General features: G+C 34.5%; 18 protein-coding genes and 1 pseudogene. 16 read left to right on the forward strand and 3 right to left on the reverse strand.

From position 1 onward, the window contains the following. Positions 1-20: 20 nt before the first annotated feature. Positions 21-791 (reverse strand): 16S rRNA (adenine(1518)-N(6)/adenine(1519)-N(6))-dimethyltransferase RsmA, encoded by a 771-nt coding sequence (rsmA, locus tag C1634_RS18015; RefSeq protein WP_103234746.1) that lies wholly within the window; start codon positions 789-791, stop codon positions 21-23. A gap of 91 nt (positions 792-882) precedes the next feature. Between rsmA and C1634_RS18020 the strand changes: the two genes are divergently transcribed. The 7 genes from C1634_RS18020 (at position 883) to C1634_RS18050 (ending at position 6492) form a co-directional block, all read left to right on the forward strand. Then, complete coding sequence (locus C1634_RS18020; protein WP_109738871.1) at positions 883-1782, forward strand: cell division protein FtsX; 900 nt, start codon at positions 883-885, stop codon at positions 1780-1782. Between the two features lie 2 nt (positions 1783-1784). Beyond that, positions 1785-2081 carry a DUF3098 domain-containing protein gene (locus C1634_RS18025; RefSeq protein WP_109738872.1) on the forward strand — a complete coding sequence of 99 codons (297 nt, stop codon included), beginning with the start codon at positions 1785-1787 and terminating at the stop codon, positions 2079-2081. A 181-nt stretch (positions 2082-2262) separates the two neighbouring features. Further along, a complete protein-coding gene (locus C1634_RS18030) occupies positions 2263-3081 on the forward strand; it encodes an undecaprenyl-diphosphate phosphatase (protein ID WP_109738873.1) in 819 nt (272 codons plus the stop codon). A gap of 26 nt (positions 3082-3107) precedes the next feature. Beyond that, positions 3108-3806, forward strand: coding sequence for a tRNA pseudouridine(55) synthase TruB (truB, locus tag C1634_RS18035; protein WP_109738874.1), 699 nt, complete (start codon positions 3108-3110; stop codon positions 3804-3806). Between the two features lie 80 nt (positions 3807-3886). After that, the gene (locus C1634_RS18040) at positions 3887-4381 is read left to right on the forward strand and encodes a hypothetical protein (RefSeq protein ID WP_123921505.1); all 495 of its coding nucleotides are present in this window, start codon (positions 3887-3889) and stop codon (positions 4379-4381) included. Then, positions 4381-5103 (forward strand): 23S rRNA pseudouridine(2604) synthase RluF, encoded by a 723-nt coding sequence (gene rluF / locus C1634_RS18045; protein WP_103235110.1) that lies wholly within the window; start codon positions 4381-4383, stop codon positions 5101-5103. Before C1634_RS18040 ends, rluF begins: the two co-directional genes overlap by 1 nt. A gap of 165 nt (positions 5104-5268) precedes the next feature. After that, positions 5269-6492: a YncE family protein gene (locus tag C1634_RS18050; protein ID WP_103235109.1), complete on the forward strand. Its 1224-nt coding sequence runs from the start codon at positions 5269-5271 to the stop codon at positions 6490-6492. 135 nt (positions 6493-6627) lie between these two features. On the opposite strand, the gene C1634_RS18055 is transcribed toward C1634_RS18050, so the two are convergent. Continuing rightward, complete coding sequence (locus C1634_RS18055) at positions 6628-7893, reverse strand: helix-hairpin-helix domain-containing protein (protein ID WP_109738875.1); 1266 nt, start codon at positions 7891-7893, stop codon at positions 6628-6630. Positions 7894-8252: 359 nt separating this feature from the next. Here C1634_RS18055 and C1634_RS18060 point away from each other — a divergent pair, with 359 nt between their 5' ends. The 9 genes and pseudogenes from C1634_RS18060 to C1634_RS18100 all read left to right on the forward strand — a co-directional run bounded on the left by C1634_RS18060 (position 8253) and on the right by C1634_RS18100 (position 21064). After that, on the forward strand, positions 8253-9857 hold the full coding sequence (locus C1634_RS18060; protein WP_109738876.1) for a T9SS type A sorting domain-containing protein: 1605 nt from the start codon (positions 8253-8255) through the stop codon (positions 9855-9857). Between the two features lie 5 nt (positions 9858-9862). Beyond that, positions 9863-12958 (forward strand): hypothetical protein, encoded by a 3096-nt coding sequence (locus C1634_RS18065; RefSeq protein WP_109738877.1) that lies wholly within the window; start codon positions 9863-9865, stop codon positions 12956-12958. Positions 12959-12969: 11 nt separating this feature from the next. Continuing rightward, positions 12970-14094 carry a hypothetical protein gene (locus C1634_RS26325; protein ID WP_228410105.1) on the forward strand — a complete coding sequence of 375 codons (1125 nt, stop codon included), beginning with the start codon at positions 12970-12972 and terminating at the stop codon, positions 14092-14094. 9 nt (positions 14095-14103) lie between these two features. Further along, positions 14104-17709 carry a DUF6443 domain-containing protein gene (locus C1634_RS18075; RefSeq protein ID WP_165835354.1) on the forward strand — a complete coding sequence of 1202 codons (3606 nt, stop codon included), beginning with the start codon at positions 14104-14106 and terminating at the stop codon, positions 17707-17709. 10 nt (positions 17710-17719) lie between these two features. Then, entirely contained in the window at positions 17720-18088 is a 369-nt protein-coding gene (locus C1634_RS18080; protein ID WP_103234737.1) for a hypothetical protein, read from the forward strand. A 49-nt stretch (positions 18089-18137) separates the two neighbouring features. Next, positions 18138-18950 (forward strand): annotated as a pseudogene (locus C1634_RS18085) (RHS repeat domain-containing protein); the annotation flags it as partial. Beyond that, positions 18950-19228 carry a hypothetical protein gene (locus C1634_RS18090; RefSeq protein WP_103234735.1) on the forward strand — a complete coding sequence of 93 codons (279 nt, stop codon included), beginning with the start codon at positions 18950-18952 and terminating at the stop codon, positions 19226-19228. The pseudogene C1634_RS18085 and the gene C1634_RS18090, both read left to right, overlap by 1 nt. 85 nt (positions 19229-19313) lie before the next feature. Then, the gene (locus C1634_RS26480; RefSeq protein ID WP_317047502.1) at positions 19314-20462 is read left to right on the forward strand and encodes an RHS repeat domain-containing protein; all 1149 of its coding nucleotides are present in this window, start codon (positions 19314-19316) and stop codon (positions 20460-20462) included. Continuing rightward, on the forward strand, positions 20459-21064 hold the full coding sequence (locus tag C1634_RS18100; RefSeq protein WP_103234733.1) for a hypothetical protein: 606 nt from the start codon (positions 20459-20461) through the stop codon (positions 21062-21064). Before C1634_RS26480 ends, C1634_RS18100 begins: the two co-directional genes overlap by 4 nt. Before the next feature lie 55 nt (positions 21065-21119). Here C1634_RS18100 and C1634_RS18105 read toward each other — a convergent pair. Next, a partial coding sequence (locus C1634_RS18105) for a transposase (RefSeq protein WP_133248979.1) occupies positions 21120-21417 on the reverse strand: 298 nt, incomplete at its 5' end.

A 21417-nucleotide genomic window follows, 5' to 3' on the forward strand; every position in this document is an offset into this window, starting at 1 on the left:
ATGAGGAGCTTTTATAGGTTTTATTTATTGTCTTTCCAGAGATTGGCGAAGTATATAAAGTCTGCTACACTTAGTTCTTCAGCTCTTTTGTCTAAAAATTCATGTCCTTTTAATGGCTCAGGAATATTTAATATTTTTAAAGCATTAGAAAGCTTTTTTCTTCTTTGATTGAAACCTGCTTTTACAATCTGCTTAAATAAAACTTCATTGCCTGCAAGACCATCTTTTGGATTTCTTGTAAGGCGGATTACCCCGGATTTTACCTTTGGCGGCGGATTGAAGACATTCTCATGTACTGTAAACATGTAGGTTACATCATAATAGGCCTGTATCAGAATAGAAAGAATACCGTAATCTTTAGTTCTCGGTACGGCAGCCGTTCTTTGAGCTACCTCTTTCTGGAACATTCCTACCATTTCAGGGATCAACTCGTAATGATCTACAATTTTAAACAAGATCTGTGAAGAAATGTTATATGGGAAATTTCCAATGATGGCAATCTGATCATCTTTGATAAAACTGAAATCCTGTTTCAGGAAATCTCCTACAAAAGTTTCTTCAGTAACCTTTGTATAATTGTTTTTCAGGTATTCGATAGATTCTGTATCGATTTCTGCAAGATAGATGTTCTGATCTTTTTCAAGAAGATATTTGGTAAGAACTCCCATCCCGGGACCTACTTCCATTATGTTATTATAGTTCTCAAAACTAAGACCTTCTACGATTTTTCTTGCGATATTTTCATCTGTCAGGAAGTGCTGACCAAGATGCTTTTTTGCTTTTACACTCAACGTTTTTTATGATTTTATTAACAGTGATTTTCTTTTTTTCGTCCCAAATTTCGGAAGATTTTTTCTATTTTAGCCAAAAATTTTAATATTAATGGCTAAATCTGTAGATGAATTTAATAAGAAAAGGCTTCGGTCCAGCAATATTACAGTTGTGATAAGTATTGCCTTAGTGTTATTTTTGTTAGGGTTAATGGGGCTTATTTTGATTAATGCCCAGAAATATTCTGACTATATCAAAGAACAATTGGTGGTGAACGCCTACTTTGATGAAAATTATGATGCTAAAGATTCTGTAAAAATTGCAAAACTAGAGGAAGAAACTTTTAAAAAGGTACAGACGTTAGCTCCTGTAAAAAAAGCGACCTATATCTCAAGAAGCATGGCTGCAAAAGAAGCCAAGAAAACGATGGGAATCGACAGTGATGCACTGTTTGAAGAAAATATTTTCCCTTCTTCCATTGAAGTTGCTTTAAAACCAGAATTTGTAGATCCTGCAAAAATTGATGAAGCAATTAAAGAAATCAAATCTGTTCCAGGGATTATTGATGTGAAAAATGACAGCACTTTAATGGTGGATGTTTACAATAACCTGAGCAGAATTTTAAAATGGATCTTAGGATTTTCAGTTCTGTTCCTGATATTGGCGGTTGTTTTGATCAACAACTCTATCCGTCTGAAAATATTCTCGAAGAGATTTATTATTAAAACAATGCAGCTGGTAGGAGCGAAAAGAAGATTTATCCTTAAACCTTTCATTATAGAAGCCGTTATTTTAGGAGCTATTGGTTCTTTAATAGGTCTTCTTGCCTTAGGAGGTGTTTGGTATTATTTCACAAGCCAGATTGGTTCTGCTTTCGTACAGGACAACAACCAGTACTTCTGGTTAGTGATCTTAGTACTTGGAGTAGGAGTTTTTATTTCTGTCTTAAGTACGATTTTCGCTACATGGAGATTCTTAAAATCAAACGTTGACGACTTATACTACTCTTAAAAATGAGCAAAAAAACAAATAAATTTTCCGCTTCAGACTTTGGACATGAAGCAGAAGTCCCACAGGAAAGCACTTTCTATTTTGGGCAGCAGAATTTCAAATGGATGCTGATAGGACTAGCATTCATTGTAGTAGGATTTCTACTGATGATGGGACCGGATGCCAATACGGTAGATGGAAAATTTGACCCAAACTCATGGAATGACGGTATCTTTTCTATCAGAAGAATCAGAATAGCACCTCTATTTGTTGTTATTGGATTTGTAATAGAAGTGTATGCTATCTTAAAAAGAAAATAAATAAATAAAATAATTTTATTTAAGATTAAAAAATTTAAGAATTAAAAGATTCAGTTAAATATTAATCTGAAAATGTATACCCAGTGATACAATTTCATCTATCAAATGATTAATATTTATTTCGGCAATAGCCAGTCTTTTAATTCTTAAATCTTTTAATCTTTTAATTTTTTAAAGGAATATGGATTTAATCAAAGCAATTATTATTGCCATTGTAGAGGGGCTTACAGAATATCTTCCGATTTCTTCTACTGCACACATGGGATTTACGGCTAACCTTATGGGGCTGGAAGAAACAGAATTTTTAAAAATGTTTCAGGTATCTATTCAGTTTGGAGCCATTTTATCTGTGGTAGTAGCATACTGGAAGAAGTTTTTTGACTTAAATAATATTCAGTTCTATTTTAAACTAGCTTTTGCTGTAGTTCCGGCATTGGTATTAGGATATTTATTCGATGATAAAATTGAAGCGATTCTTGGGAATCAGATTGCTATTTCTTCAGTATTGGTTTTAGGAGGTGTTGTCTTGCTATTTGCAGATGATTGGTTTAAAAATCCTAAAATTGATGACGAAAAAGGAATTACCATAAGAAAAGCTGTTACCATTGGTTTCTGGCAATGTCTTGCGATGATGCCGGGAACAAGCCGTAGTGCAGCTTCTATCATTGGAGGGATGACACAGGGGCTTACCAGAAAAGCGGCTGCAGAATTCTCTTTCTTCCTTGCTGTACCTACGATGCTGGCAGTAACTGTATATTCAGTTTTTGTTAAAACCTGGGGAAAAGAAACACCCAATCCGCAGAAAGGATATGAAATGATTATGTCTTCACAGGATCACATCATGATCTTCGTGATTGGTAATGTTGTAGCATTTATCGTAGCACTTATCGCTATTAAGGCATTTATTGGAGTACTTAATAAATATGGATTTAAACCTTGGGGCTGGTACCGTATTTTTGTTGGAGTTGCCCTGTTGATTTATTTTTATTTCTTTAAATAAGAAATTACTCATCTTTATACCCATTCATGACTGCTGAAGAACTGAAATCAGGATACGTTTTTTTATTGGACAAGCCTTTGGACTGGACTTCCTTCCAGGCTGTCAATAAAATGAAATATAAACTTAAAAGGGAGTTTGACCTTCCTAAGAAATTCAAAATAGGACATGCCGGGACCTTAGATCCCAGAGCAACGGGGCTTCTTATTGTCTGCTGTGGAAAATTCACGAAGAAAATTCCTGAAATTCAGGATGCTCCCAAAGAATATTGGACAGAGATCAAGATTGGCGTACAAACCGAATCTTATGACACTGAAAAACCTGAGATTCTTCATCAGGAAATCACTCATATTTCTGAAGAACAGGTAAAAGAAGTCTTGGTAAAATTTGTTGGAGAAATCGAGCAGAAACCACCCATTTATTCAGCCATTAAGATTGATGGTGAAAGAGCTTACAACCTGGCAAGAGCGGGTGAAGAAGTGGAGATGAAGTCCAGAAAAACAACCATTCATTATATCCAGGATGTTAAAATAGATTTTCCTTTGATAAGTTTCTTAGTAGGCTGTTCAAAAGGAACGTATATCAGAAGTCTGGCACATGATATCGGGCAGGAATTGGGAGTAGGTGCCTATCTGACACAACTAAGACGTACAAAAATCGGAGACTATGCTATTGAAGATGCTACAGATCAGTTTTTAAGTAACGACTACAGATTTGAAGGTCTATGAAAATAAAATTATCCTTTTTTTTATTTGTATGTATTTTTTTTAAGACATTTTCTCAAGAAGTAGATACAGGAAAATCAAAAATGGACTTTTATTTAAACCCTTCTCTTAATGTGGGTTTTAATATTAATAAGAAGAATCAGACCAACAATTCGCAGTATATTGAAAATAGATCATCATTAGGAAATCTGACTTATGGTATTACTGCTATAGGAGGTTATAATTTTCTTCCTAACTTTGCACTGGGAACGGGGTTCAAATATAGCTTTATACAGGATAATTATCATTTGATTTATTGGGTTATTCAGCCGAAGATTATTTTCTCTCCCGGGGAAAGACCTTTTTATATAGATATCAATTACGGAAAGCAACTTAATCACTCTGCTATTTCAGATACAGAGTTTTGGGGCGGGAGACTTGGAATGCAGGTTTCTTATTCAAAAAGATTAAGCCAGGAAGGAGGAATTGTTTTTGAATCACACAAACTAAAAGATGGAGCTGATGGTTTTTTTATAGGTTTAAGCTATGGAATTACCATTTTCAGCAATAAAAATTATACCGGCTACGGAAAAGACTAATGGAAAAAACGCGTATCAATAAATATTTATCAGAAGTAGGATACTGTTCAAGAAGAGCGGCAGATAAACTTTTGGAAGAAGGTAGAATTAAAATAAATGGTGAAATTCCTGAGTTGGGAACAAAAGTATCTGACGAAGATCTTGTAGAAGTAGACGGGAAACCCATCAGAGAATCTGAGGAAAAGCCTATATATATAGCCTTTAATAAACCTGTAGGAATCGTTTGTACTACAGATACAAAGCGTGAGAAAAATAATATCGTAGACTATATCAACCACCCGAAAAGAATTTTTCCTATCGGAAGACTGGATAAGCCAAGTGAAGGACTTATTCTTTTGACCAATGATGGAGATATCGTTAATAAAATTTTAAGAGCCCGTAATAATCACGAGAAAGAATATATTGTTCGTGTAGATAAACCAATCAATCCAAGATTCATTGAAAAGATGAGGAATGGAGTTCCTATCCTGGATACGGTGACAAAAAAATGTGAAGTAGAGAAGATTGATGATATGAACTTCAGAATTGTTCTTACTCAGGGACTCAACAGACAGATCCGAAGAATGTGTGAATATCTTGGATATGAAGTAAAAAAACTGAAACGAATCCGTATCATGAACATCAAGCTTGATCTCCCAGTCGGAAAATGGAGAGATATGACAGAAGATGAAATGAATACTTTGAACACTTTGCTTTCTGATTCCAGCAAAACAATAGACTAGCTCGCAGCAGATATTTTAATGGTTTTCTAGTCATAAATTTCAGTATAAACTACTGAAAATGAATCTATAGTTATTTGTTAATTTTTCACACTTAAGTGTAATATATATTATTTTACACTTAAAATGTGTTATATTTATAGTAATAATAACTATAACCTGGAAATCATGAAATTAAAATTTAATACCGCTATTTTATTTGTTACTTTGGTGATATTCACTACTTGTCATGATGATAACCATAATTCGGATCATCCACATGATTCTTCGTTTTACATTGATTACAGAAGCCTAAAAGGATTACCAGACGGAATTGCCGTTATTGAACTCGATCCTGAAGCCCCAAATTTCGGATATATCAGCAGCAGGCTTGAACTGGGTGTTGGCGTGTTGCCACATCATATTTATTATAATCAGAATGCTAAAAAAATGTTCACAACAGCTTTGGGAGGCAGTTATCTCTATGAGATAAAGACAGAAGAAGACGAGGATGGACAGCCAAAATTAATGAATGCAATCCCTATTGATACGGGTGAGAATACAGTGGGTGAGAATTTATTTTTCACCAATGACGGAAGATATTTTATGACCTTTATGGGTGGGGCAGGAGGTCCAAAAGATGGCAGCATAGGTGTTTTTAACGCTAATAATAATCAGCTTATTAAAACAATTAAAGCACCAATTCAAGCTAATCCCAGCCAATTTATAATGTATCCACACGGTATTTCAATTAATGAAGAAAAAGGATTAATGATGGTAACCTCTACCATTCACCCGGATCTTACTACCGGCGTAGGGAATACGTGTACTTTATTAGATCTCAATACTTATGAACTCAAGGAGACCTATCAGGTAGCAGATTCGCCGACAGATATGTCCAGTCCTGTTGAAGTTTTATTACTGCGTGGAAAATTTCCACAATATGCACTTGCTACAACAATGCTTGGAGGAGATATCTGGATTGCTCCATACAATACGGCAACCAAAAAATATGATGCTTTCAGTAAAATTTTTGAAGGAAGCACACAAGGATTGGGCTGGGCACTTGAAATGTATATTGACGATTCAAACAAATTGTATGTGAGTTTTGCAGATCCCGGAAAAGTGCTTGTTTTTGATTTGGGCAATCTTCCCCAACTCAAACTTTTGAAAACATTTAACGCAGATAAAGGGGCACATCATATGGCCTTCTTTAAAACCAAATCAGGAAAAGATGTTGTAGCAGTACAAAATAATTTATTGGATATCCCTAACATCAACTCCGGAACCATCAGTGTAATCGATATCAATACAGGAAAAACATTAGGTACAGTGAATTTACGGGATCGATATGGAATCCTGCCTGAATCTATTGAAGGGACCAACGGCCCAAGCAGCTATATGCATCACTAAAATTTAGAATCCTGCTTCAGATGATAGCTATTCCAATATCATATTTTGGAATAGTTTTTACCGGGGATACATTGGTCCTTCAAAATCCTAAGTAGAGTAGGGTAAGTATTTGAAATTCAGTTTTTTTGTAAGGGATTATTTTATATATAATCTCATTCTTTCTTCATACTCAGGTTTCAATTTTAAAAATTTCCATATTTTTTTATCATCAGGATTACTGATCCGGTAAAATATGATTTTATCTGCAGAGTACTTGAAATAAGGATGATTTTTAAGCCATTCCTCAGGAGCGTCTACTAATGAATATTTTGGAACATCTGAAGTATTCAATGGTGGAGCTATTGAGATCAGTTTTTGAACAAGATCCTGATCAATATTATAAGTGCTTAAAATCTGCTGCTTATTGACAAAACCTCCCAGTTTTTTTCGGAAACCAATGATGGAACCGGCACTTCTTTCATCTAAACCAAATTCTATAAGTTGTCTGAAACTAATCGCATTGAGATCGGTTTTAGAAAAATCTGTTTTTTCCTGCTGTTTTTCCTGAAGCTTGATATAAGGTTTCAGCTCCTGAAATTTCTCTGGAGAAATCACAAAACATTTCTGCAGATCATCCATACTTTTAAAGCTTCCCCTCAAATTCCGGTCACGGTAATTGATGATGGTCAAAGCTTGTTTTTCTGAAAATCCAAGTGTTTTCCAACCTTCTAAATCCAGCTGATTAGGATCAAAAGAATGATATTGAATTTTGGTTTTAACCGAATTATTCTTTGAGTAATTCCTGAAGTTTTCGGGAGTTTTTGCCGGTAGTAAAAGATAAGGTTCTAGTTTACCGTAATTTTCCGGTGAAATGATAAAACATTCTTTAAACTTCTCTTTGCTGATAAAACTTCCCCCTAGATAATTCTTATATTTTAAAATGGCTTCTGCCTGTCTTTCACTGAAGCCCATTTTGAGCCAGTCGCTGGCAGAAAACTGATCAGGATTGAATTTTCCCGAAATAGTAATTTCTTTTTTTTCTACAGTATTAAATTTTTTAGAATTTCCTTTTTCTGTAGCTTCGGGAAGTAATATGAAAGTTTCCAATTCACTAAATTTTTCCTCAGAAATAGCATAACATTTTTTCAATTGTTCTCTTGAAGTGAATTTTCCACCTACGATACTTTTATACTTAAGAATCGTAGCGACTTGCTTTTCTGAAAATCCAAGCGTATGCCATTGCTCTTTATCCAATAGGTTGGGATCGAAATCTGATAGATTGGAAGATACGGAAGAATCAGATATGAATGTAACTTCAGGAAATGGTTCTTTTTCCTTGCTGGTATATTTCTGATAGGCGAATAAAATAGTCAGTATTGTGACCATAAATGCCAATTTCTGGTAATAGTTTTTTCTCATCATAAAGTAAAATTATTAATAAAAATAAAGCATGTCAATAGCTGGTAATGAAATGGTTAAAGATGATATAGAGATTGTTTCTTATTGTTTAAAAGTTGATAGAAATGTTGCTTTTTTCTAATATAATTTCATAATAAGGCTTGAAGTTCTGGTGAATATTTTTTATACGACAAGTTTTGTCGTTGCACAGAGATAATTTTACATCAGAATAAGACATACTTTACTCCATCATAAAGAAGATTTAATTATTAATAGTATGATTTACAGTAAACTGTATTAAAGTGATTTTGATGTCTTAAAAAGTGTTAAATTTGTGCGGTTTTCAATAAACTAATTACAACTCAGAAAACAACAATACAATAATGAAAAAATTCTATATCGGTGCATTTACTTTATGCACGGTCTTAGGCATCTCTGCCCAGGAAGTGGTATGGCAGAAAGATATCAAATCCTCTACTCAGGATTTTCTAAGCCAGGTCACCACAACCATCGACCAGCAGTATCTGATCACGGGAAGCTCTATTCAAAGCAATAAACAACAGACTTCAGGAAGTAAGCAAAACAACGGTTACGATTTCCATTTGGTAAAGCTCAACCAGCAAGGAAATGAGGTCTGGGAAAAATACTTTTCCGGACAAAATCATGATTATTTATCAGCCACAGTTACCACACAGGATGGTGGATTTCTCTTAGCCGGAACCTCTTATTCAGGAAAAGGACTGGATAAAAAAGAGGATTCCAAAGGAGGATCAGACATCTGGCTGATCAGAATCAATGAATTTGGAGATGAACTATGGCAGAAAACATTGGGAAGTTCTTCTGATGAAGAAGCCAGAGCTGTGATTCAAACGACGGATTTAGGATTCTTTGTTGCCGGAAATGTACAGAATGCTGCAAGAGGGTACGGTTCCAAAGACGTTTTGATTACAAGACTGGATAAGGATGGAAAAGAACTTTCGCAATTAATTTTAGGCGGAAAAGGCTTAGATGAAGTCGAAAAAATGATTCCAACAAAGGATGGTGGGGCTTTATTGGGAATCTACTCCAGAAGTTCCGAGGTTCGTGTTTCGGGATCTGAAACTAAAACCCGTGAAACTACTGCCACGAATCCCGCATCCCGCATCGCAAAATCCACGGATAACTTCGGCGAAGGCGACTACTGGATTGTCAAATTAGACAAAAACGGAAAAGTAGAATGGGAAAAGAACTTTGGTGGTAAAGGAGATGATCACATCAGAACTTTGGCTATAACTTCAAATGGCTTCATCATTGGTGGCGAATCCAGATCAGAAAGATCAGGAAACAAAACTGTAGGGATTGAAGAAGGCACAGATCTATGGCTGATTTCTTTAAACGAAAGAGGCGATGAACAATGGCAGAAATCCTACAACTTCAATAATAGAGATATTTTAATGAGTATGAGTGTCCTTCATTCTGCAGATGATAAATCTTCCAAAGGAATATTATTGGGAGGTTATACTCAGGCAGAAGGAAGAATACAAACCGATGATGAAACTTTTTGGATGCTGTACTTAGATCAGAATGGCAATGAACAGTGGAGAAAGCATATCACCGGAGAATCAAGGAAGAAAGAGGAAAGGCTTTCCGATTTGAAACTCAACAGAGATGGTTCAATTGTATTAGCCGGAACCAGTGCAGAAGAATTGGGTAAGGAAAACTGGAAGATTGTTAAACTGGGAGACAAGCAGGTTGATCAATTAATCGAAAAATATGACATCAAAATCTATCCAAACCCAGTTTCAGATTATGCTTATGTAGAAATCGGTTTTGATTTCAAAGATGCTGATATTCTTTTGTATGATATGAGCGGAAGACAGCTTCAAAGTGTTAAAACAAAGAACAGAGTGACCAAGATCAATACTCAGGCTTTGATTCAGGGAGCGTATCTGGTGGCTATAAAAACGGATACTAATAAAACGGCGAATGCTAAATTGATAAAAAAATAAACTTGATGAAAAAATTATATTTACCCATATTATTAATAATATTAATTGGTTTTTCTTTCCAATTGAAAGGGCAAGACCTCAATTTGAAACCTATCAATATCAAATCACCTGAATCTTACAGTTATGAAAGGATGGGTAATATTCCCATCAATATGAACAGAGGCACTATTGATCTTAATATTCCTTTATTGGATATCAATATTGATGGTTTTAGCAGTTCAATATCTTTAGGTTATGATTCTTCAGGATTTATTCCTACAAAAAAGTCAGGGTTTGCGGGATTGAACTGGTTCATTAACGCTTCTGGTGCTATTACACGTGAAGTAAGAGGGATTCCAGACGATTTTACAACCATTCAATCCGCTTCTCTTAATGGATTTTTATCGGCAATAGCAAATAATAAATCAGCTAATGACATCTATACAAAAAACTTCCAGCTGAGCAGTGGGCTTTCTACTCCTTGGCCGGGAATTTTTAATGGTTCTACTTCTTCAGAACTTGAATCTGACAAGTATAATTTTAATTTCTTAGGTATTTCAGGATATTTTACTTTAAGCAATGATGGCACTCCTTTAATAAGATCTAACGATCCTAACCTCATAGTAGATATCTCCGGGTATTCACAGCAATGGGTTGCTGAACAGACCAATTGCAAACCAGAAATATCATCATTCAAAATTATTGACGGCAATGGTAACAAATATTATTTCGGAGGAAGATACGATAATTTAGAAATTTCGAGTGATTTAGGAAACTATCAGACTAATCAAGGCGCATACACAGGTGATGCTAACTTTACAATTACTTCCTGGTATTTAAATAAAGTGGAACTTAATAATGGGCGTACAATAAAGTACATTTATAATGAGGACGACCCTATTGGCGCAGGCAGTAATTACTGTACGCAAAAAAATGCAATGCCACATTTAACGAATGCAAACAGTTTCAATTTTTCATTTGACCTCAACAGATATTTTTATCAGGAAGCACAAAATACAACAGCGCAATATGATTATTCTTGGGCGGGTTATTCTGTGTCAGGATCTTCACAAAGTAGTACCTGGCAAAGTCCATATATTAGAATCAATCTTACAAAAAAAGCAATGCTGAAGGAGATAAATGTTGATAATCTTTATACTATTTTTTTTACTTATGATACCTACAATGATGACTTGGGTTATAAATCGTATAAACTAAAAAAGATTGAAGAAAAATATCAAAATAATATTACTAAAACCATTGATTTCACTATTAGCTCAAAAGGAAGCTCAAAAAGAAGGTGGCTGCTTACTGCTTTAAAGATCAATAATAAAGACTATGGATTTGAGTATTATAAGGATACTTCTTTTCCAGATGATGCCACAAGAGGGGTAGATTATTGGGGATATTATAATGGAAATTCAGAAGGTAATATGATGATTCCTGATTATAAGTTTTATGCTAATACAGGAGATACCGAAATACTTTCAAATAATAGAAATGTAAATTCTGATTTTAATGATATAGGTTTATTGAAAAAAGTTATCTATCCTACAAAAGGATATACAGAATTTTTTTATGAGCCTAATACATTTTCTTCCAAACTGATGAGAAATTCGGCGACCGCTTTTTTCCCCCAAATAGGTAATGAGGTTGGAATAGCGAGTGGTATGAGAATCCAAAAAATGATAGATAATGCAGATAATATAACACCGGTAGTAAAGACTTATAGATATACGAAGGACCTCAACTCTATTGAATCCAGTGGCATTTTAAAATCACTGTATAGTTTTGTTGACTATATTGAATATAAGCAAAGTGCACCAGGAGGCTACACTCTAAAAAAAGAACTTAAACAGACTGGTTCAAATATAGAGCTTCAGGCATATTCCAGTAGTAATATTGAATATTCCAATGTTTTTGAATATGTTGATGGACAAGTGCAAAAGCAGCATACATTCTCAACTTATAAGACAAATCCAGATATGCTGAATAGCGCCAACTATTTTATACAGATACATACTCCACAATTTAACTATGATCATACACTTCAGGATTATCTTAAAAATAAAGAAACGGATCTTGAAGATCGAAGTTTTGCCAGAGGAAAATTAGTACAGGAAGATTATTATAAAGACAATGCAGTGATCAAAACTGTCAAAATGAATTATGGATTTATTGATAAAGACTACTGTAAGAACTTATCTAAAAATAATATTCTGGCTATAAATTGTAGAAATGTAAACCAAGATTATACTACTAGGGTGAAAAAAATATCAAATGCATGGGAACTGTTTCAAAAAGAATTTGTCAAGCCCTATGCATTGCTTTCCTCCCAGATTGAAGAAAAGAATACTGGTGGAAATCTGATAACTCAGAGTACCCTCACCTATGATGATATTTCATACATGAACAATAATAAAGTAAACACAAGTACTCCGGATGGCAGAACCATTATTTCTGAGAAAAAATTTGCCCAAACATTAAATAATACTAAGCTTATTAATCTAAACATGACGGGAATCCCATTACTGGATACAAATTCTCAGATAATAGGAACTAATACAAAAGTCTTGTCTAAAACAGAAATTGTTTATCCTGTCACTTTGCCTTCTGCCCAGACTGGAAGCCTAGCACTTCCGATATCTGTATTATCTTATGATCTTCAAAATAATAGCTCTTCTACTAATGTAACTTATGACAAATACGATTCTAAGGGTAACCTTTTGCAGTTTACAACAAGGGACGGACTTTCAACAGTAATTATCTGGGGGTATAATCAAACACAGCCCATTGCTAAGATTGAGGGGGCTAAATTGATAGATATCCAGCAGTCACTTATTGATTCAATTGTCAATGCTTCTAATACTGATGCCTCAGCTTCAGTCAATAATGATGAAACATCATTTTTGTCAGTACTAGACTCATTCAGAAACAGTCTGGCTAATTATCAGATTACCACCTATACCTATGACCCTTTAATAGGTGTTCGAAGCATTACTCCGCCATCAGGGATCAGGGAGGTATATCTTTATGACTTAGCTAACAGGCTTAAAGAAATCAGAGAAAACAGTCAAACAGGGAACCTCTTAAAGGAATTTAAATATAATTATAAACAATAAAAACTCAAATTATGAAAAAAGTAATATTCATTGCAGGAACTTTAGCAGCACAATTATCATTCGCACAATTATATACATCTGGGAGTATTGTCAATCAAACGTCTACACCTACATCTAATAATATAGGAATTGGGGTTCATGATCCACATTCCAATCTGGAAGTTGGAGACCAGAACGGAGGGAAAATAACGATTTCGACTGCAGGTTGGAGTGGTACTTCAGCCAGTCCTAAATATCCCATGTTAGAATTTGCAGGGTATTCTAATTCTCCTAAGGCAAGAATAATTGCTACTGAAGAAACGGGGAATATATATGGGTCTAAATTTTCTATTTTAGTTAATGATAATCTCAATGCGACAAGTATGGCTGAAAGACTTTCAATCCTTCATAATGGAAATGTTGGACTGGGAAGAACAGAACCTAAAGAAAAATTGGATGTTTTTGGTAACATTTTGACGGGATCAGGTGATTCTGCGATAGGTATCAATGCCTTTGCTATACGTTATGTGAATGGATCTTTAAATAATTGGGGATCTTTACGAAGCTCATCGTCTTCTTATATGAGTTTTGGGGTAAAAGCGGATGGGGCAAACGTAGGTTGGTTATCCAGCAGTGGAGAAGCAAGTCTGGCAAAAACAGCTGTTACCGTAGGTAATGAAGGATTTAGTTTCTTAAGCGCTCCTTCTCAACAGACAGCAATAGATTCACCGGTTTCAATGAATGAAATAATGAGAATTACTAATAGTGGAAATGCCTTACTACAAGGTAAACTGGAAGCTAAAGAACTGAAAGTAACCTTAACGCCGACAGCTGATTTTGTATTCGAAGAAAACTATGACCTTCCAAAGCTGGAAGAGGTAGCAAAACATATTAAAGAGAAAAAGCACCTTCCTGAAATTGCATCTGCAAAGGTGATGGAGAAAGAAGGGGTAAATGTTGGTGAATTTCAGATTAAACTATTGCAGAAAATAGAAGAGCTTACGCTGTATGTCATTAAGCAGGATAGACAGCTAAAAGATCAGCAGGAAAAAATACAACAATTAGAAACTGAAAATTCAGATTTAAAAAATATCGCTTCAGAAATTAAACAGCTGAAAGAACAGTTTCTTACTATGAAATCTCATGCAACTCATTAATATAGAATGATGTATAAAAGAATATATATAAGCATTGGATTGCTATGGAGCCTCCATCATTATGGGCAGGTTGTTTTAACAGCACCGCCTGCTCCTAATACGGAAGTAGCCGACCCACAAAGTATACGTATGCTTCCGGGATTCAATTTTAGTTCTGCTAATGGAACCTTTCGTGCCTATATCGGAGGATCTACTTCTGGTAATGGAGGTACTTATACTCCCATTAACGTAAATTATTCGTCCAATATTCCGACGACGGAAAACTATATCTATAGCAGACAGTATTTAGTACCGACTACGGTTTCAGACGGATCCCTTCAGCAAATACAGAATGTTCAGTTTTTTGATGGTTTGGGAAGACCTAAGCAGTCTGTGAGCATTAAATCTACACCTACCGGAAAAGATCTGGTAACGCATATTCCTTATGATAATTTTGGAAGACAGGTAGATAGCTGGCTTCCGGTTCCTATGAGCTCATTGAGTGGAAATATCCAGACCAATGTAGAAGGCAGTGCAAATAGCTACTATCAGTCCAATGGGATTAACGATTCTTTTCCTTTTAGCCATAAAACGCTGGAAAACTCTCCGTTAGACAGAGTTTTAAACCAGAAAAATCCGGGTAATGATTGGCAAAATAAACCTATTGTTTTTGTATATGAAGCCAATGCAGCTGGTGAAGTTAAAAAATATACTACGATTACTACCTGGGTAGATGGCGCTACTTCCTCCGAGCTCATTGCATCGGGGACATACGGAGAAGCGCAACTGTATAAAAATACGGTAACAGATGAAGATACTAATAAAACCATAGAATTTAAAAATGGGAGAGGACAAACTCTGTTGGTAAGGAAAGTCATCAGTTCTTCAGAAAATGCAGATACGTATTATGTCTATAATGAATACGACCAGCTGGCATTTGTGATCCCCCCTTTAGCTTCCGCTACGGCAACAGTTTCTGCTTCCGCAATGGAGCATCTTTGTTATCAATATAAATACGATGGTAGAAACAGGCTTGTAGAAAAGAAACTTCCGGGGAAAGGCTTGGAGCAAATAGTTTACAATAAAAAAGATCAGATTATTCTATCCAGAGATACTGTTCTCAAAAATGGGATTGCGAATTTTTCAGCTGACCAGTCATGGATGTTTACCAAATATGACCGTTTCGGAAGAGTAGTGTATACAGGGATTACAAGAGATACGAATCCAAGAAATACGATACAGAATACGATTGATAATCAAACTGCCAATACTTTTGAAACCCGCGGTGGAAGCCTTACGCTGAACGGGGTTAATATTGAATACGGAAACGCTTCTTATCCTACAACTATGGATAAGCTTCTTACGGTTAATTATTATGATACGTATCCTCAGGAAGCTCCAGTAGTGAGTACCGTTTTAGGGCAGGAAGTATTGCCACAGACAACCCAGAATTCCACGGTAAGTACTAAAAGTCTCGCAACGGCTTCTTATGTTAAGAATATCGAAAATGACGGCTGGACAAAATCATATACCTACTATGATAAAAAGGGAAGGACACTCGCTACTCATTCTTTGAATCATCTGGGAGGATATACAAAGACTGAAAGTTTCCTGAAGTTTTCAGGAGTACCAACGTATAGTCTCATTGAGCATAAAAGGTCGGCTAATGATACCAAAGTAAACATCAAGGAAACCTTTGAATATGATCACCAGGAAAGACTGATAAGACATTGGAATCAGGTCAATGGAGGTGCTCAGGAGCTTCTGGCAGAAAACCTTTACAATGATCTGGGACAATTACAGACTAAGAATGTAGGAAATACCACAGGCAGCCCGCTGCAGAGTGTAAAGTATGTCTACAATATAAGAGGCTGGATGACGAAACTTAATGATCCCGCCAATTTGCAGAATAAACTTTTTGCCTACGAGCTGCGTTATAACAACCCAAACAATCAGTTTTCAGGTTCGGCGAGATATAATGGAAACATTTCCCAAATGTCATGGATTACTCAAAATGATGCGGTACTGAGAAATTACTCTTATGAATATGATCCTCTTAACCGCCTTAAAGAAGGACGTTTCTGGGATGCTATGAATTTAGAGAGGGGAGAATATCATGAGCAGCTTACCTATGATCTTAATGGAAATATAAAAAGCCTTTTAAGAAGAGGAAAACAGCTTCCGGGATATACAGCCCCTGAAGTAATGGACAATCTGGAATACCATTATGAAAATGGAGAACAAAGTAATAAGTTATCTTACCTTAGAGAAATTGGAACCGGAAATGCCATCAGTGGATATCCATTAGCATCAGGAAGTACAGGAAGTGCCATTACTTATGATGTCAACGGAAATATGACCACCCAATTGGATAAAGGAATTTCCTCCATTCAATATAATTATCTAAATTTACCAGGAAAAATCACCCAAAACTCCAAAGTAACCGATTATATTTACAGGGCAGACGGAGTGAAGATAAAAAAGGTTTTCGGAACAGAAACAACCGATTATCTGGATGGCTTTCAGTATGTAAATTCTGCATTGAAATTCTTCCCAACGGCAGAAGGATATTTTAATGTTGAAACCGGAAAGTATGTGTATAACTATACGGATCACCTTGGAAATACCAGATTAAGCTACGCTAAGAATGGAGCAGGAACAGAGATCATTGAAGAAAGTAATTATTATCCGTTTGGATTGAAGCATGAGGGGTACAATATATTAACTGGAAATCCAGCTTATAAATATAAGTACAACGGAAAAGAGTTGCAAGAGACGGGGATGTATGATTATGGAGCGAGGTTTTATATGCCTGATATTGGAAAGTTTGGAACACACGACCCTTTAAGCGATGCTACTTTTCAACCATATAATTATGCAAACAACAATCCTATTTTCTTTAATGACCCAACAGGTATGGTGGGAGAGGCATTTGCAAGTGTAGGAGTTACAAAAAATAAGAAAGGAGATTATGAAATAGTAAGTGCAAAAAATGATGGAGATTTTGGGATTTATGTAGCAGATTCAAATGGAAATTATGACATTAAAAAAAGTCAAAGAGTTGGGACTTTAAATAACTCTTTTGACTTCTTATTCACAAATGATGGAACAGGTGACTTTGGTGATGTTGCAACAAGAAAAAATGGATCTAATATTACCCTCAATACTTCTTTAGATTTATCTTCCTTATTAAAAAAATACAGTTATAACACAAATAATGGTGAGGAGAGTTTCCTCAATGACTTGGCGGGTTTAGCTTATAATTCTGCGAATTATGATGGAAAAAAAGGAAAACTAGATCTTAAATCATCACTTGGATTAGATATATACACTCCTGTAATGGTAGGTAAAAATTATACTTCTTTAAGAGCAGCTTCAAATATTTTATTTGGATTTAATATGAGGAAGATTTATGATAAGCATAAAAACAAACCGGATTTTAAACAACAATTTAAAGATGCCAAAGATTTTTATGGTTTTGCAATGAGATATGTTGGCGCATATAACCAATTTCAAAATAATAGACAAAATTTCTTTAACGGTAAAATTTATAATGCTGGCTTTCCATTCTATGGCGAACACACTTACTCAGGAACTAATATATATCGAGGGTATTTTCATAAATTTTCACATTAATATTAAAATTATGATACGAAATTTTATTTTATTTTTTACAGTCCTATTTTTATTAGGCTGTGAAAAAGAAAAACTGTTATCTGCATCTAAACTAACATATAAGAAAATAGAAACAAAGGATTATTTTCTTGAAGGCTATACATACATTAATAATACAAACAAAATATTCCCTAACGAACTTGTTTTAATCGATAAAAACAAAAATGATACTATTTATCATTGTAAGAACTGTTACAGTGATTTTCACATGATTTTAGAAGATACACTATTAATTTATGGAGGAAATAAATTGGATAGTATTATTGATAAAAAAATAATATTAAAAAAAAGACCTGTTCCGCAAGAATATAAATACAATCTTCCTTTTGATGATAAATAGTTTAAATAACGCTGGAAGAGATTTGCTACGGTGATATAAGAATTATAAGTACAACGGAAAGGAGCTACAGGAAAGTGGGATGTATGATTATGGAGCGAGAATGTATATGCCGGACTTAGGTAGATGGGGTACTCAAGATGACCTAAGTGAATTGCAGTTACATTATAGTCCGTATTCTTATGTATTTAACAATCCTATTTTTTTCAATGATCCAACTGGAATGATCGGGGAAAGCTTTGGTAACGGAGAGGATCCTAAGAAAAAAGAGAAAGAAGGTCCTGTTAAAACAATAGAGATTCCAGAAATTATTATTACAAAATATAATGCATTTAAGTCTAAAGCTAATGATGTTTTAATGTTTGTAGCACCGATTATACCTAGTACTAAAGAAGAAATGGCTTGGCATACTGCGAGATATGGGAAATATGGTAACGGAGTATTAAGTGATTTGAAAATTGTAGGAAGTATGATTGTGGATGTTCCTAATCTTTTATCAGAATCATTTAATTCTATTTTAGAAATTGAAGATCCAGAAGAAATTATAGCTGTAACAGCTATCACCTTAGTAAATCTAAAAAAAGGTAAGGTAGGGAATATTGCTAAGATGGGAAATTTTGGTGGCAAATTTATGAAGCTGGCTAAATTGTTTAGATTGAATATAAACAGCCCTACTACAATGAGTATACTGGAAAATCTTGATAAACCAGTCCAAGAATTTATATCCACTTATAGAAAAGGTAGTATAAAAGCAGTTTTCCCTGGAGAACATTTACATAGTACAGTTAAAGAAGTTTTACAAAATAATGATAAAGCTGCAAAAACGGCAAGAAAATTATTAATAGATGGAAGATTTTTAAAATAATGGAAAATAAAGAAACTGAAATAAATGAATTACTTGCTATGCTAAGTAAAGAGTTACCGCATCACTATGAAATCACTGATTTTTGGGATGGTGATCTTACAGCGGTAGGTATTCGTGTGGGAAATAATTTAATATATATTTCAACGTTTGATTATAATAAAACTCACAGGTATAATGTTGTCATTGAAGATTATTATGACATAGGAAAAATCATTGAAGAAGATCAAGAATGTACATATAATGAATTGAAGGAAATCATTAAAAAATTGAAAGAATAAAGTTTTTAACATAACTCACTATGGAACTCAACTGAGGTGAGTATCATACTCGTGTTAATGGAAAATAAAAGCCAATGCAACCGTATTGGCTTTTATTTATAAACAGGCTATAGTAATTATATGGCTCCCTCCATATAATTATCTAAATTTACCAGGAAAAGTTATCCAAAACTCCAAAGTAACCGATTATATTTACAGAGCAGATGGAGTGAAGGTAAAAAAGGTTTTCGGAACAGAAACAACCGATTATCTGGACGGCTTCCAATATACTGATTCAGTATTAAAATTCTTCCCAACAGCAGAAGGGTATTTTAATGTTGAGACCGGAAAGTATGTGTATAATTATACAGACCACCTTGGGAATACAAGACTGAGCTATGCTAAGAATGGAGCAGGAACAGAGATCATTGAAGAAAGTAATTACTATCCGTTTGGATTGAAGCATGAAGGATATAATTTTTTGACAGGAAATCCTGCTTATAAGTATAAGTACCAAGGACAGGAGTTACAGGAGACAGGAATGTATAGTTTTAAATGGCGTGAATATATGCCCGATGTTGGAAGATTTATCCAGATAGATCCATTGAGTGAAAAATTTCCATATAATTCTACATACGCTTTCCAAGAAAATAAATTAGGAATGGGACGGGAATTTGAAGGTCTTGAATTAGTTCCTTTCGAGTTCCTGATGATGTCTAATTCTAATATTCCTACAACTCCATTAACGGAAGCAATGATTAGAGAAGTTCCAATTGAAGGAATTACTTTAGTGGGTAGAGCAACACCACCGCCGCAGATTGGTTTCTGGGAAAAGATTGGAAATGCTATTAGCAAAGGTTGGGATTCAATTACAGGAAGTAACAAAGCAGAGCCTGCCCAAACTATGGATAAGGTTACAGAAAATGCAAAACCTGAAAGTGTTGCTGAACAAGTGAAGCCTGAAGGACAATCTTCTCAATACGATAAGATAGAAAACTCTAGTAGAGGGAAAGAAGGCGTTGCAAACAGGCAGACAGATATTTCCAAAGAAGAATTTGGAAAAAATCTTGAGAAATCGGGGTATGAGAAAACTGAAAAAGGTGGAGGAAAAGTGGCAGAGTATAAAAAAGGCGATCAATCTTACACGATTCGACCAGACAAAGGTGGAAAACCAACTGCAGATTTCCGTAAGAGCCCTGAAAGCAAACAAGCAGATATTAAAATACGTTTAAAACCCGAAACAGGAGGACAATGATAGATTTTATAAGAGATAAAACAGAGTTTGAGCAATTCAAAGCAAGGTTAAACGAACTATTTCCTAATTATACTTCGTTTGAAAATAATGCTTTTAATAATAATTTCAAATACTTTTTGGGCTTTGAGTTTTCTTTTATTTTTCATAAATCTTTTTTTGAAAAAATAAAAGAACTTTTAATTAAAATAGGAAATAAAAATTTAATATTTTATACTATTGATCCTTCTCCTGAAGAGTACTTTTATAAAAATTTTAATGCTTATAGTATATTAAATATTAGTGTAAATAATACGGATGAAGAATTAAGTAAAATTATGATGGATTGTTCCACAGAAGAACTTGCTATAGTTTCCGATGACATTGCTTGGTTTTCTGATTCCAACGATTGGGCAATAATTGGTTCACGAGATTGGGAGATAGCAGTAGTAGGATTTACTTCTTTAGAAACTAAAGAAATTTTTATAAAATCTTTTGGAGAAAGTGCTGATATGTTTACCAGTGTTGGAAAGCAGGCAGAAATTTTAGATGAGATGTTAAACTTCAATAATAATGTAAAAAATGAATATTACAAATTAGCTAAAAATTATATTGATAAGGTTTAATAAATTCCCCCTGCTGGCGCATTCTATGACAAAAAGCAAATAAAAAGTTTAAAATTTAAGATACAAATTTATAAGTATTTACAAATGGTGTATTACGGAATATTACAGCAAATGCTCGGCTTATAATTTTGCATTTCACATTATTTATAATCAGGAGGGAATGTTTTCCTTCCTGTTTTTTTCTTTCATAATAATTCTTTATTTCTGCGTCATGCTTTATCGCGGCTAGTGAAGCCATATGAAGAATTGATTTCATTTTTTTATCTGCAAAATGACTTACTCTACTTTTGCCCCTTAAAGAAGTACCTGAGGAATATTCAAAAGGAACAATACCAGAATAACAAGCAAATTTT

The sequence above is a fragment of the Chryseobacterium viscerum genome (genome assembly GCF_002899945.2).
GTDB lineage: Bacteria > Bacteroidota > Bacteroidia > Flavobacteriales > Weeksellaceae > Chryseobacterium > Chryseobacterium viscerum.